Origin of the sequence: Umezawaea tangerina, from assembly GCF_003002815.1 — a bacterium.
Taxonomy (GTDB): Bacteria; Actinomycetota; Actinomycetes; order Mycobacteriales; family Pseudonocardiaceae; genus Umezawaea; species Umezawaea tangerina.
In genome coordinates this window covers 423,364-436,643 of the sequence record NZ_PVTF01000004.1, presented here as the reverse complement: position 1 = coordinate 436,643, position 13,280 = coordinate 423,364, and the positions used below count along the sequence as shown (strand labels likewise).

At 70.5% G+C, this 13,280-nt stretch carries 14 protein-coding genes; 9 read left to right on the top strand and 5 right to left on the bottom strand.

Features of this window, described 5'->3' with window-relative positions:
- Positions 1–471: 471 nt before the first annotated feature.
- From CLV43_RS16035 to CLV43_RS16025, 3 genes are all read right to left on the bottom strand, one after another.
- Positions 472–1,170, bottom strand: a complete 699-nt coding sequence (locus tag CLV43_RS16035; protein WP_211304380.1) for an HAD family hydrolase — start codon at positions 1,168–1,170, stop codon at positions 472–474.
- A 2-nt stretch (positions 1,171–1,172) separates the two neighbouring features.
- The gene (locus CLV43_RS47795) at positions 1,173–2,069 is read right to left on the bottom strand and encodes a DUF8017 domain-containing protein (protein ID WP_170155854.1); all 897 of its coding nucleotides are present in this window, start codon (positions 2,067–2,069) and stop codon (positions 1,173–1,175) included.
- A gap of 77 nt (positions 2,070–2,146) precedes the next feature.
- Complete coding sequence (locus tag CLV43_RS16025) at positions 2,147–2,554, bottom strand: YjbQ family protein (RefSeq protein ID WP_106188268.1); 408 nt, start codon at positions 2,552–2,554, stop codon at positions 2,147–2,149.
- A gap of 58 nt (positions 2,555–2,612) precedes the next feature.
- Here CLV43_RS16025 and CLV43_RS16020 point away from each other — a divergent pair, with 58 nt between their 5' ends.
- The 3 genes from CLV43_RS16020 to CLV43_RS16010 all read left to right on the top strand — a co-directional run bounded on the left by CLV43_RS16020 (position 2,613) and on the right by CLV43_RS16010 (position 5,247).
- Complete coding sequence (locus tag CLV43_RS16020) at positions 2,613–3,389, top strand: SDR family NAD(P)-dependent oxidoreductase (protein ID WP_106187954.1); 777 nt, start codon at positions 2,613–2,615, stop codon at positions 3,387–3,389.
- Between the two features lie 21 nt (positions 3,390–3,410).
- A complete protein-coding gene (locus CLV43_RS16015) occupies positions 3,411–4,418 on the top strand; it encodes an aminotransferase class V-fold PLP-dependent enzyme (protein WP_106187953.1) in 1,008 nt (335 codons plus the stop codon).
- 91 nt (positions 4,419–4,509) lie between these two features.
- The gene (locus tag CLV43_RS16010) at positions 4,510–5,247 is read left to right on the top strand and encodes a hypothetical protein (RefSeq protein WP_106187952.1); all 738 of its coding nucleotides are present in this window, start codon (positions 4,510–4,512) and stop codon (positions 5,245–5,247) included.
- A 483-nt stretch (positions 5,248–5,730) separates the two neighbouring features.
- Here the strand turns inward: CLV43_RS16010 and CLV43_RS16005 are convergent, their stop codons facing one another.
- Both CLV43_RS16005 and CLV43_RS16000 read right to left on the bottom strand, forming a co-directional pair.
- Complete coding sequence (locus CLV43_RS16005) at positions 5,731–6,204, bottom strand: ferritin-like domain-containing protein (protein WP_106187951.1); 474 nt, start codon at positions 6,202–6,204, stop codon at positions 5,731–5,733.
- On the bottom strand, positions 6,201–6,653 hold the full coding sequence (locus CLV43_RS16000) for a hypothetical protein (RefSeq protein ID WP_245886501.1): 453 nt from the start codon (positions 6,651–6,653) through the stop codon (positions 6,201–6,203). The genes CLV43_RS16005 and CLV43_RS16000 overlap by 4 nt, the downstream gene beginning before the upstream one ends.
- A 149-nt stretch (positions 6,654–6,802) precedes the next feature.
- On the opposite strand from CLV43_RS16000, the gene rimP reads away from it, so the two are divergent.
- The 6 genes from rimP to rbfA all read left to right on the top strand — a co-directional run bounded on the left by rimP (position 6,803) and on the right by rbfA (position 12,791).
- Complete coding sequence (gene rimP, locus CLV43_RS15995) at positions 6,803–7,351, top strand: ribosome maturation factor RimP (protein WP_106187950.1); 549 nt, start codon at positions 6,803–6,805, stop codon at positions 7,349–7,351.
- On the top strand, positions 7,348–8,370 hold the full coding sequence (gene nusA / locus CLV43_RS15990; RefSeq protein WP_106187949.1) for a transcription termination factor NusA: 1,023 nt from the start codon (positions 7,348–7,350) through the stop codon (positions 8,368–8,370). Before rimP ends, nusA begins: the two co-directional genes overlap by 4 nt.
- A gap of 22 nt (positions 8,371–8,392) precedes the next feature.
- Complete coding sequence (locus tag CLV43_RS15985; RefSeq protein ID WP_106187948.1) at positions 8,393–8,707, top strand: DUF448 domain-containing protein; 315 nt, start codon at positions 8,393–8,395, stop codon at positions 8,705–8,707.
- Between the two features lie 109 nt (positions 8,708–8,816).
- A complete protein-coding gene (gene infB, locus CLV43_RS15980; protein WP_106187947.1) occupies positions 8,817–11,936 on the top strand; it encodes a translation initiation factor IF-2 in 3,120 nt (1,039 codons plus the stop codon).
- A gap of 76 nt (positions 11,937–12,012) precedes the next feature.
- Complete coding sequence (locus CLV43_RS15975; RefSeq protein WP_106187946.1) at positions 12,013–12,309, top strand: DUF503 domain-containing protein; 297 nt, start codon at positions 12,013–12,015, stop codon at positions 12,307–12,309.
- A 14-nt stretch (positions 12,310–12,323) separates the two neighbouring features.
- Complete coding sequence (gene rbfA, locus CLV43_RS15970) at positions 12,324–12,791, top strand: 30S ribosome-binding factor RbfA (protein WP_106187945.1); 468 nt, start codon at positions 12,324–12,326, stop codon at positions 12,789–12,791.
- Positions 12,792–13,280: the final 489 nt, after the last annotated feature.

Below are 13,280 nucleotides of genomic sequence, written 5' to 3'. Positions count from 1 at the left end.
ACGAACGCCGAGGCCGAAGCCGAGGAACGCAGCTGGTGGGCGAGTGAGCCCAAGGTCGTCATCGTGCGGACGTGGGCTGCTCTGGAGGTCGACCTGGTCCGTCCCGAGCCCCGGTTCTCCACTCCCGGACAGCACAACACGACCATCGCGCTCACGAACACGGGGAACATCGATCTCAGGGGCGACCTGAGCGCGGTTGAGGGGGACCATCCCGGCTTGGCCTTCCCCGAGGGGGCGGGGTTCAGCCTCGCGCACGAGGCGACGGTCCACATGCCGGTGGTCGTCACCTTCGCCGAATGGGGGTGGAGGGACCGGACCTGGGTGGTCCCCGTGCACGGGAACGTCGGTCATCGTGCTGAAGTCGATGACGGCCGACGAGGCCCGGTCGTACGCGAGGTACACCGTGGAGTTCGAGACGACGAGGCTGAGGGGTTCAACGAGAACTTGCGCCGTCGGAGTCGCCTGACGCGATCAGGTCCGCAGCACGGCCGCGAGGACGGCGGCGGTGTCGGTGAGGTCGGGGAGGACGGTGTGGGCGCCGGCGGCTTGGAGGTCGGCCACGGTGCTGCGGCCGGTGGCGACGCCGATCGCGGTGGCGCCGTGGTGGGTGGCCGCGGTGATGTCGTGCGGGGTGTCGCCGAGGACGACCACGGAGTCCGCGGGGAACGGGTGGCCGTGTTTGGTGGTGGCGCGGCGGATGGCGTCGATGACGAGGGCGGGGCGGTCGGGGGAGAGGGAGCCGTAGCCGCCGATGTCGAGGTCGACGTGGGGGTCGAGGCCGTAGGCGGCGAGCTTGTACCTGGCGATCTCGGCGAGGTTGCCGGTGACGACGCTCTGGACGACGTCGTCACGGGCGGCGAGCGCGGCGAGGGCTTCGGGGGCGCCGGCGAGGGCGCGGCCGTGTTCGAGGAGGAGGGGGTGTTCGCGGTCGGCGACGGCGATGAGCTCGCGGTGCAGGGCGGCGATCTGCTCGGGGGTGGGCTCGATGTCGTGCAGCACCAGCAGCTCGTGGGAGATGGCCATCTCGGTGCGGCCGGGGAAGCTGGGGACGTGCCGCAGCTCGGTGCCCGCCGCCGCTTGCAGGGCCGTGCGGTACCAGCTGTGGCCCAGGCCGCGGGCCTCCATGAGGGTCTGGTCGATGTCCCACAGCACCAGCGTCTTCACGGCCACTCCTAGCTCAGCGGTTTGACGGAGTCGACCATGGCCTGGAGGTCGGCCTCGCTGACGGCGGCCGGGGCGTCGGTGGCGCCGCCCTCGAGGTCGCCGTTGGCCATGAACACGTGCAGGTTGTCGGTGCTCTGCAGCACCAGGACCCGGATGGAACCCTTGGTGGCCAGGCAGTTGTTGCCGCTGGTGGTGATCACCGAGTCGACGAGCATCCCCTTCACGGTCGTCTTGGGGAGGGTGATCTCCTTGGGCTCGCCGACGACGGCGTTGGAGGTGGGCGCGGACTTGTAGTACTGCGTGCTCAGCTTGGTGGCGATGTCCTTCGCCGTCGCGCCCGCGTCGCCCTTCGGCAGCAGCGCCGCGCCGGTGTTGCCGCGGTTGTAGCCCTTGCCGCCGCACTTGTAGTCGCCGTAGGTGGCGAGACCGATCAGCTTCACGTCCGGCAGGCCCTCGACGACGCCGACGCTGGTCGGGGTCGCGGGCTTCCACGTGTCGGGCACGTCGTAGCCGAAGCCGACGGACTTCACCGCGACGCAGGTCCACTTCGCGGCGTGCGCCTCGCAGCTCGCGGCGGGCGGGGCGGACGACTTGGTGGTCTCCTCGGACGACGTGGTGGTCGGCGCGGAGGACGTGGCGGGCGCGGCGCCCTTGTCGGGGTCGCGGTTGAGCAGGAACACGGTCAGACCGCCGCCGACCAGCACGAGCACCGCGACGATGATGCCGACGACCAGCCACGGGCCGCGGTTCGGCCGCTGGGGCGGGCCGCCGGAGTACACGCCGAGGCCGCCGTACTGCGCCTGCTGCTGTTGCTGGGGGAAGCCGCCGGTCTGGGGGTAGCTCGGCTGCCCCCAGCCACCCTGCTGACCTCCCCAACCGCCTTGCCCGTCCCCTGGGTGCGTCACGCGTCGCACCGTACCCTGCCGCACCGGCGGAAACGGACCCGTCCGCGGACGCACGGGGCCGGCAGGCCAGCGGTGGGCTACCCGGCGAGGAAGCTGAACCGAACCCGGCGGACGGGGTTGTCGATGTTGGTGTCGACCAGGCAGATCGACTGCCAGGTGCCGAGCACCGGCACGCCGCCCAGCACCGGGACCGTCGCGTACGGCGGCACCAGCGCGGGCAGCACGTGGTCGCGGCCGTGGCCGCGGCTGCCGTGCCGGTGCCGCCAGCGGTCGTCGGCGGGCAGCAGCTTCCGCAGCGCCGTCAGCAGGTCGTCGTCGCTGCCCGCGCCGGTCTCCAGGATGGCCAGCCCGGCGGTCGCGTGCGGCACCCACACGTGGAGCAGGCCGTCGCCCTCGACGTCCTCCAGGAACCTCTCGACCGCCGAGGTGAGGTCGTGCACGACCTCGTCGGACCCGGTGCTGATCTCGATCTCTTCGCTGCGCACACGCCCACGGTAGGCAATTCGGGTGCGCCCGGCACGGCCGTGGGGCACGATCCGCGCCATGGTCCACACCGCGATCGTCACCGGCGCGAACCAGGGCATCGGCGCCGCCACCGCGAAGGCGCTGGCGGCGCAGGGCGTCAACGTCCTCGTCACGTTCCTGCGCTACGAGCCGGAACCCGACCCGAGCACCCCGGAGGCGTACTTCACCAGCCGCGACTCCGACGCCCACGAGGTCGTCGAGGCGATCCTCGCCGCCGGTGGCCAGGCGCACGCCGTCGAGGCGGACCTGGCCAGGCCGCAGACCGCCGCCGAGCTGTTCGACGAGGCCGAACGGGTTTTCGGACCGGTCGACGTGCTGGTCAACAACGCCTCGGGCTGGGTGCAGGACACGTTCCTGACCGAGGACGCCGACCGGTTCGGGCGCAAGCTCCGGTCGGTCACCGCCGACACGTTCGACACCCAGTTCGCCGTCGACGCCCGCGCCACCGCGCTGCTGATCGCGGAGTTCGCCCGGCGGCACGTGGCCCGCGGCGGCAACTGGGGCCGGATCGTGAGCCTCACCTCCGGCGGTCAGCAGGGGTTCCCGAGCGAGGTGTCCTACGGCGCGGCCAAAGCGGCGCTGGAGAACTACGCCATGTCCGCCGCCGCCGAGCTGTCCGCGCACGGCATCACGTCGAACGTGCTGCACCCGCCGGTCACCGACACCGGCTGGGTCAACGACGAGGTGCGGGCGAGCTTCGACGTCGCCGAGGCCGAGGAGGTGGGCGGTGTGATCGCGTTCCTCTGCTCCGACGCGGCCGCGCGGGTGACCCGCAACGTGATCCGGATGCGCTGAGCGCGACGTAGGTTCGGGGGTATGCGCAGCGCCTTCGGCCAGGAGTTCGACGTCCCGCCCGGTTACCTCAACACCCCGAGCATCGGCATCCCGCCCGTCGTGGTGGCCGACGCCGTGGCCGAGTCCGTGCACCGCTGGCGCACCGGCGCCGACCGGCCCCCGCTGTTCGACGAGCACGTGGTCGCCGCGCGGGCGGCGTTCGGCGAGCTCGTCGGGATGCCCGCGGAGCGGGTCGCGATCGGGTCGTCGGCCTCGCAGCTGGTCGCGGTCGTCGCGGCGAGCCTGCCCAAGGGCTCCCGCGTGCTGGTGGCGCGCGGCGAGTTCACCAGCGTCTCGTTCCCGTTCGCGGCGCAGGGGCACACGGTCGTGGAGGTCGGGCTCGACGAGCTGGTGTCCGCCGCGGGCGGGTACGACCTGGTGGCGGTGAGCACGGTGCAGTCCGCCGACGGCCGGATCGCCGACCTCGACGGGCTGCGGGCGACCGGGGTGCCGGTGATGCTGGACGTGACCCAGTCGCTCGGCTGGTACCCGCTCGACGTGGGCTGGGCCGACTGGGTGGTCGCCGCCGGCTACAAGTGGCTGCTGTCGCCGCGCGGGGCGAGCTGGCTGGCCTGCTCACCGGAGGCGCTCGCGCGGGCCGTGCCGATCGCGGCCAATTGGTACGCGGGGGAGGACCGGTGGACGACCGTCTACGACCTGCCGCTGCGCCTGGCGTCCGACGCGCGGGCGCTGGACACATCCCCGGTGTGGCTGTCGCACGTCGGCGCGGCCGTCGCCCTTCCGTGGCTCGCGTCACTCGACCAGGCGGCGGTGCGGGCGCACAACACCGGACTGGCCGACGCGGTGCTGATCGGTCTCGGCCGGGAACCCGAAGGATCCGCGATCATCGCCGTAGATCGGCCCGGTGCGCACGAACGCCTGGTCAAAGCGGGTGTGGCCGCGGGTTTGAGGGCGGGGAAAGTGCGGCTCGGGTTCCACTTGTACAACACGGCGGAGGACGTGGAACTCGTGCTCGAGGCGCTTGGATGAGCGCGGTCGGATACCGTTTGGCACTGTGTCAGTCCCACGTGAGTCCCCCGAAGAGGTGACGCAGCAGCTTCCGCGGATCCATCCGCCGGGGGTGAACGAGACCACGCCGCTGTGGCGTTCGGAGATGGGGAAGCTGGACTCGTTGATGGGTCCTGGGGTGGGTCCTGGGCCTGGTCCGGGGACCATGGTCGGGCCGCCTGTGTCGGTGCCGGGGCCTGTTGGGAGGCCTCGGGGGAAGAACCTGCCGTTCAAGGCGTTGGGGTTGGTCGCTGTCGCGTTGGTGGCGGCGTTGATCTGGTTGTTGATCGACTCCGGGGGGTCGGGGAACTCGGCTGACCCGTCGGCTACCCGGTCGACGGTGCCGGCTGGGGAGTTCGAGTTCGCGAAGAACGAGCAGATTCCGGCGCCGTTGAGGGACACGAAGTGCGTTGACCACGCCTACGGGGCGGTGAAGGACTTCCTGGCGAAGACGCAGTGCGCGCAGTTGGCGCGGCAGTTGTTCACGACGATGTTGGACGACGGGCGAACGGTCTACACGTCCATTTCCGTGGTGAGGATGGCCAACGCGCAGGACGCGGCCAAGTTCAAGGAACTGACCAGTGCCGACGGGACCGGGAACGTGAACGACCTGGTGCGGGAAGGGACCGTGAAGGTGCCCGACCTGAAGACGTTGGCGTCCGGGGGGTTCGCGTCGAAGCTTCAGGACCGGGAAGTGGTGATCGTGGAGTCCGACACGGTGAAGCACGGGCCGGACGAGGCTGAGCACAACCGGCTGATGAAGAAGGTCAGTGAGGATGCTTTTCGGTTGGCGGGGGATGTGGCTGGGTGAGTCCTGGCGTGGTGCTGTGCGTGGTGCTGTGCGGGGTGGCGTCGGGCTCGCGGGTTTAGGGAGGTTCCACCCCGCTCGCCGAGTGTTCTATGCCTGTCGAACCTTGTCAAGACGGTAAAGATGTCTTGACAAGGTTCGACAGGCATAGAGATGGCTTCGGATCGGGGTGCCGGAGGGGAATGGCTGGCCCCGGCATCGGCTTCGCCGACTCGGGCATCCTCGCTGCGCGTCGGACCAAGCATCCTTGCTTCGCGTCGGACAAAGCGGGCGGGCGCTCCGCGCCGGATGCGAGGTGGCGGCTGCGCCGGTTCGGGATCCCTCGCTCCGCGACGGACAAGGCATCCTTGGCTTCGCCGTTGGACAAGGCATCCTCGCTGCGCGTCGGACAAGGCATCCTTGGCTTCGCCGTTGGACAAAGCATCCGAGCTTCGCCGGACCAAGAATGTGGTTGGTCTTTGTTTGGCTTTGGTTTTCCCTGTTTTGCTAGCCGACGGCGGTGCCTGGGAGGGCTAGGGAGGTTGGGGTTAGGCCGCCGGTTTTGCGCCAGCGGGTTGCGCGGACGGCGCAGGAGGTGAGGGCGTCCAGGGCGCTGCGGCGTAGGTCTTGGTCTTCGGTGCGGTCGAGTACGCCGCGCCAGGCGGTGCAGCCGTCGATCTCCACGGCTACGAGGGCGGCGATGGAGGAGGCGGCGTCGGTTACCGGGGCTGGGGGGAGGTAGGCGGGGGCTGGGGGGACGGGTTCGGCGTTGGTGTCGCGGAGGATTCTTTCCGTGGCGTCGCGGCGGGCGCGGTGGGAGTTGGCGCCGGCGGCGGTTTGGTCGGCCTGTTCCTTGAGGAAGGCGCTGACCAGGCCGTAGGTCCAGACGGCGGCGTGTTCGGTGGCGAGGGCGTCCTGGACGGCCTGGATGGCGTCACCCGTGGGTTTGCCGGTGGGTGGGGTGGAGCTCGGTTGGCTCATGACATGGCCTCCAGCAGGCTGGCGCAGCCCGCGACGACGGAGCCCAGGAGGCCCGCGCGGTGGACGGGCACGGTGGGCATGAGGTCGGTGCCCTTCTGGCGGGCGGCGGTGAGGGCCTCGACGACCTGTTCCGGGGTGGCGCCGCCGGGTGGTTGCTCGGGTGGCGTGCTGGAGGGGGCCGCGGAGGCGGAGGGGGTGCTGGGGCGGGCGCGGTCGACCTCGGCCTGGAGGAGCTTGGCGTGCTCGGTGCGGGCGGCGGCGACCTCGGTGGCGCCCGCCGCGGTCGCCAGTGCGGCGTCCGCGCGCGCCTGAACCACCAGCTCGGCCAGCGGGTCGGGTGGTGGGGGAGGCGGCGGCGGTGTGGTGCACGCGACTGCCAACGGCGCGGCGGCTGCGGCGAGCAGCACCCGGCGTCGGTTGAGCAGCGGACCACGGGAATCGGCGATCACGGATCCCGATCCTGCCAGAGACGGCGTGATCGACGGTGGCCGTGGAAGGTCTCCGAACGAGATAGTCTGGGCGACCACGACCGGCGAGTGCAGCGTCGGCCGGGGTTCCCATGCCCGTGTACTGCACCTGAGACTGTGGGAGTAACCAAATGTCCAGCCCGCCGCGCGGAGACCTCGCCGCGCAGCTAGAACCCGTCGTGCAGGAGGCGGTAGAGGCCATCGGCTTCGACCTCGAGCTGCTCGACGTGCATCAGGCTGGGCGTCGCAGGCTGGTCAAGGTGGTCGTGGACGCCGAGCACGGCATCGGACTGGACGAGGTGGCCCAGGCCAGCCGCGCCGTCGCCGCCGCCCTCGACGAAGTCGACCACCTGATGGCAGGTCCGTACACGCTCGAAGTCACGTCGCCCGGCGCCGAACGCCCGCTGACCAGGCCCCGGCACTGGCGGCGCGCGAAGCTGCGGCTGGTCAAGGTCAAGCAGCCCGACGCGGTCGAGTGGTTCGGCCGGGTCGGCCAAGCCGACGACGACGGTGTCGTGCTGCTGGTCAAGGGCGAGCTGCGCCGCGTCGAGTACCGAACGATCGAGCGCGCCGTCGTGGAGATCGAGTTCAAGCCGGCCCCCGCCTCGGAGCTGTCCATCCTCGAACCGGGGCAGCACGAGGACGAATCCGAACCAGAATCGAAGGAGGAGTCGAGGTGAACGTCGACATCGCTGCTCTCCGCGCGATCGAACGGGACAAGGACATCCCCTTCGACGTCGTGCTGGAAGCCATCGAGACCGCGCTCCTGACGGCCTACAAGCACACCGAGGGCCACCACGCGCATTCCCGCGTGGAGATCGACAAGAAGACCGGAGCCGTCCGGGTGCTCGCCCAGGACCTGGCGCCGGACGGCACGGTCGAGGACGAGTGGGACGACACCCCCGAGGGCTTCGGCCGGATCGCCGCGACCACGGCCCGGCAGGTCATCCTGCAGCGCCTGCGCGACGCCGAGCACGAGCGCACCTTCGGCGAGTTCTCCGCGAAGGAGGGCGAGATCATCGGCGGCGTCGTCCAGCGCGACGCGCGTGCGAACGCCCGCGGCATGGTCGTCGTCCAGGTGGGTGACACCGAAGGCGTGCTGCCGCCCGCCGAGCAGGTGTCCGGCGAGACCTACGAGCACGGCTCGCGGCTCAAGTGCTACGTCGTCGGCGTCTCGCGCGGCGCGCGCGGCCCGCAGATCACCCTGTCCCGGACGCACCCGAACCTCGTGCGCAGGCTCTTCGCGCTGGAGGTCCCGGAGATCGCGGACGGCACCGTGGAGATCCCCGCGGTGGCACGTGAGGCGGGTCACCGTTCGAAGATCGCGGTGAAGTCGACGGTGTCCGGAGTCAACGCCAAGGGCGCCTGCATCGGCCCGATGGGCGCCCGCGTCCGCAACGTCATGAGCGAGCTGGCCGGCGAGAAGATCGACATCATCGACCACTCGGACGACCCGGCCACGTTCGTCGGGAATGCCTTGTCACCTGCCAAGGTTGTCTCCGTCACGGTGCTCGACGAGCGTGCGAAGACGGCGCGCGTCGTGGTGCCGGACTTCCAGTTGTCGCTCGCCATCGGCAAGGAAGGCCAGAACGCGCGGCTCGCCGCGCGGCTGACCGGATGGCGCATCGACATCCGCAGCGATGCCGAGGCAGCGGGTGCCGCACCGGCCGGGGCGACCGCATCCGGTTCGGCTGAATGAGTCGTAGGGGATAGACTACTCAGTGGTTGAACGTCGGGGATCGGTTGCAACGCACATCGGCCCAGCTCGTACGTGCATTGGATGCCGCGCTCGGACGTTGCCCTCCGAGCTGCTGCGCGTGGTGGTGGTGGACGGGACGCTTGTTCCGGACACCCGCCGACGGTTGCCGGGTCGGGGCGCTTGGTTGCACCTTGATCTCGATTGCCTCACGAACGCCGAACGGCGACGAGCGTTCCCCAGGGCCCTCCGGGTCCAGGGGCCGCTCGCCGTCGATCACGTGCGTGAGCACCTCGAGCAGCATGAGAAGGCCGCGGGAACGTCCCGCGGCGAGGAGTAGGGAAGCAGGTCGACCCGTCATGAGTCAGCCGTGAAGCTGAAGACATGAACGCGCGACGTTAAGACGAGGTCGACGGGACTGCCGCCGACCTCATCACCTGAGGAGAGCAGTGGCAGGGAAGGCCCGTGTGCACGAGCTCGCGAAAGAGCTCGGCGTCACAAGCAAAGAAGTACTCACGAAGCTCGCCGACCAGGGCGAGTACGTGAAGTCCGCATCCTCCACGGTCGAGGCCCCGGTGGCCCGTCGACTGCGCGACGCGTACTCGAAGAACGATGCGAAGCCGAAGCCGGCAGGCCGTCCCGGCCCGCCGAAGCCCGCGGCACCCGCACCGGCAGCGCCCGCGCAGTCCGCCCCGGAGGTCAAGTCCGACTCCAAGCCCGTCGTGCCCGGACGTCCCGGCCCCGTGCCCGGTCGCCCCGGCCCCATACCCGGCCCGAAGCCCCCGGCCCCGAGGCCCGCGCCGCAGCAGCAGCCCGCTGCCGCTGCCCCCGCGCCCGCCCCGGTCGCCCCCGCGGCCAAGGCCCCGCAGCCCCAGCAGCAGGCCCCGGTGGCACCCGCCGCCTCGGCCACCCCGTCGGCGCCCGCGCCGACCTCCCAGCCGCAGAAGCCCGCAGGCCCCCGTCCGGGCCCGCGCGTCGTTCCGCAGCCCGCACAGCCCGCGGCCCAGCAGAACCCGTCCGTGGTTCCGCCGAAGCCGCAGTCGCCGAAGCCCGCCGGACCCCGTCCGCCGCGGCCCGGCAACAACCCCTTCGGCGTCGGCGGTGGCGCACCCGCGCCGCGTCCGTCCGGCCCGCGTCCGGGCGGCCAGCCCGGTGGTGGCCAGCCCGGTGGCGGCAACCAGGGTGAGCGCGACAGCGGTGGCAGCAGCGACCGCCGTCCGTCCTCCAAGCCCGGCGACAGCCGTCCGGCCGGTCCCCGTCCCGGCGGTTCCGCCGGTTCCGGTGGCCCGCGCCCGAACCCCGGCTCGATGCCCCCTCGCCCGAACCCCGGCATGATGCCCGGTCGTCCGGCGCCCGCTCCTCGTCCCGGTGGCACCGGCGGCCGTCCCGGCCCCGGTGGCGGCGGAGGCCGTCCTGGTGGCGGTGGCGGCGGTGGCGGTCGTCCCGGTGGCGGCGGCGGTGCCGGTGGCGGCTTCCGCCCCGGTGGCGGCGGTGGCGGCGGCGGTGGCTTCCGTCCCGGTGGTGCCGGTGGCGGCGGTGGCGGTGCCGGTGGAGGCTTCCGCCCCGGCGGCGGTGGCGGTGCCCCGGCCGGTGGTGGCGGCGGTTTCCGCGGTCGTCCCGGTGGCGGTGGCGCCGGTCGTGGTGGCACCGCTGGTGCCTTCGGCCGTCCTGGTGGTCCGGCGCGACGTGGACGCAAGTCCAAGCGCCAGAAGCGCCAGGAGTACATGGACAACATGCAGGCCCCCTCGGTCGGCGGCGTCCGCCTGCCGAAGGGCAACGGCGAGGTCGTCCGCCTCGCCCGCGGTGCCTCGCTGACCGACTTCGCCGACAAGATCAACGCCAACCCGGCCTCGCTGGTGCAGGTGCTGTTCCACCTCGGTGAGATGGTCACGGCCACGCAGTCCGTGTCGGACGAGATCCTCGAGCTGCTCGGCTCGGAGATGAACTACCAGGTCCAGGTCGTCTCCCCGGAGGAAGAGGACCGCGACCTGCTGGGCACGTTCGACATCACCTACGGCGACGACGCCGGTGGCGAGGACGACCTGCAGATCCGTCCGCCGGTCGTGACCGTCATGGGCCACGTCGACCACGGTAAGACGCGACTCCTCGACACCATCCGCAAGACGAAGGTGCACGAGGGCGAGGCCGGTGGCATCACCCAGCACATCGGCGCCTACCAGGTCCGCACGGAGCTCCAGGGCATCGAGCGGCTCATCACCTTCATCGACACCCCCGGTCACGAGGCGTTCACCGCCATGCGTGCCCGAGGCGCGACGTCCACGGACATCGCGGTCATCGTGGTCGCGGCCGACGACGGCGTCATGCCGCAGACGGTCGAGGCGATCAACCACGCCCAGGCGGCAGGCGCGCCGATCGTGGTCGCGGTGAACAAGATCGACAAGGAGGGCGCGAACCCGGACAAGATCCGGCAGCAGCTCACCGAGTACAACCTGGTGGCCGAGGAATACGGTGGCGACACCATGTTCGTCGACATCTCCGCGAAGCAGGGCACCAACATCGACGGCCTCCTCGAGGCCATCCTGTTGACCGCCGACGCCTCGCTCGACCTGCGGGCCAACCCGAACATGGAAGCGCAGGGCGTCGCCATCGAGGCGCACCTCGACCGCGGCCGTGGCCCGGTGGCGACCGTCCTGGTCCAGCGCGGCACGCTCCGCGTCGGCGACTCGATCGTCGCCGGTGGCGCCTACGGCCGTGTCCGTCGCATGGTCGACGAGCACAACGTGGACGTCATCGAGGCGACCCCGTCCCGTCCGGTGCAGGTCATCGGCCTCACCTCGGTGCCGGGCGCCGGTGACACGTTCCTCGTCGTGGACGAGGACCGCGTCGCCCGCCAGATCGCGGAACGCCGCCAGGCACGTCAGCGCAACGCCATGAACGCGTCGCGTCGCAAGCGGGTCAGCCTCGAGGACCTGGACGCAGCGCTGAAGGAGACGAACCAGCTCAACCTGATCATCAAGGGCGACAACTCGGGTACCGTCGAGGCACTCGAGGACGCGCTCCTGAAGATCGAGGTCGGCGACGACGTCGAGCTGCGGGTCATCCACCGCGGTGTCGGTGGCATCACCGAAGGCGACATCAACCTCGCCATCGCCGACAACGTCATCGTGCTCGGCTTCAACGTCCGCGCGGAGGGCAAGGCCACCGAGCTGGCCAACCGCGAGGGCGTCGACGTCCGGTACTACACGGTGATCTACCAGGCGATCGACGAGATCGAAGCGGCCCTCAAGGGCATGCTCAAGCCGGAGTACGAAGAGGTCCAGCTTGGCCGCGCGGAGATCCGCGACGTGTTCAAGTCCTCCAAGGTCGGCACGATCGCCGGTTGCATGGTCCTCTCGGGCGAGATCCGCCGGAACGCGCGGGCCCGCCTGCTGCGCGACGGCAACGTCATCCAGGAGAACCTGCCGATCAGCTCGCTGCGGCGGTTCAAGGACGACGCGACCGAGGTCCGCGAGGGCTTCGAGTGCGGTCTGACGCTGGGCAACTACAGCGACTTGAAGGTCGGCGACGTCGTCGAGACCTTCGAGATGCGCGAGAAGCCCCGCGCCTGATAGTCGAGGGTGCAGGTGCGGGGTCGTCCAACGGGCGGCCCCGCACCTTTGCCCGCTACCCCCCATGGTGACCACTGTGTTCGTTGGTTCACTCGAGCTGGACCTGTTGCTCGGCGACGTCCACTCGTTGAAGGAAAAGCGATCCGTCGTCCGGCCCGTGGTGGCCGAACTGCGGCGCAAGTTCGAAGTCTCCGCGGCCGAAGCGGGCCACCAGGACCTGCACCGCCGCGCGTTGATCGGGGTGGCCGTCGTCGCGGCGGACGCATCCCATGTCAGGGATCTGCTGACCTCCTGCGAACGACTGGTGGCCGGCCGACCCGAGGTTGAACTGCTCTCCGCCAAGCACCGGTTGCTTGGCCCGGAGGACGAGTAAAAGAGGAGAAGACCGTGGTCGACCAGGCACGGGCTCGCAAGCTCGCCAAGCGGATCTCGCAGATCGTCGCATCGGCGATCGAGCACGAGGTCAAGGACCCGCGACTCGCCAGGGTGACCATCACCGACACCAAGGTGACGGGCGACCTGCACGACGCCGTCGTCTACTACACGGTGCTCGGCGAGAAGCTCGACTCCGAACCGGACTACGCCGGGGCGGCCATGGCGCTGGAGAGCGCCAAGGGCGTGCTCCGGAGCATGGTGGGAGCGCAGACGGGGGTGCGGTTCACCCCTACGTTGGCGTTCATGACGGACACGGTGCCGGGGGAGGCCCTTCGGATGGAGGAGCTGCTGGCACGGGCCCGGAAGAGGGACGAGAAGGTGGCGAAGATCGCTATTGGGGCGGAGCCGGCGGGGGAGGCGGATCCGTACAAGGCGCCTCGGGAGGATGAGGACGTGGAGGATGCGTCGGAGTCTTCGTAGGGGGTTGGGCTTTGGTCCTTGCTCTGTGGGTTCGGCTTCTGGTTCTCTCGCCAGGCGAAGCTGGTTTTGGCCCTGTCACCTTTGGTGAAGCCTGGTCCTGCGCCTTCCCGTCCCTGGTGAGGTTCGGTTTCCGGCCCTCTCGCCCCGTGAGTCCGGCTCTTGGTCCTCCCACCCCTTGGGAAGCCCAGCCCTGCCCTCCCATTGCGCGAAGCCCAGCCCCCGGCGCGCGATTGTCTCAATGCTTGACCTTGCTTGTCAAGACGATAGGGCTGTCTTGACAAGCAAGGTCAAGCAGGAGGGCGCTGTGGATCGGGGGCAGAGGGGAAGTCTGGCTTCGCCAGCATCAGGCTGCGCCTGACTCAACCATCGGACTTCGTCCGACAAAGCATCCTCGGCTTCGCCGTTGGACTAGGCATCCTCGCTGCGCGTCGGACAAAGCATCCTTGCTTCGCGGCGGACAAGGCCCCAGGCGCTTCGCGCCGGATGCGC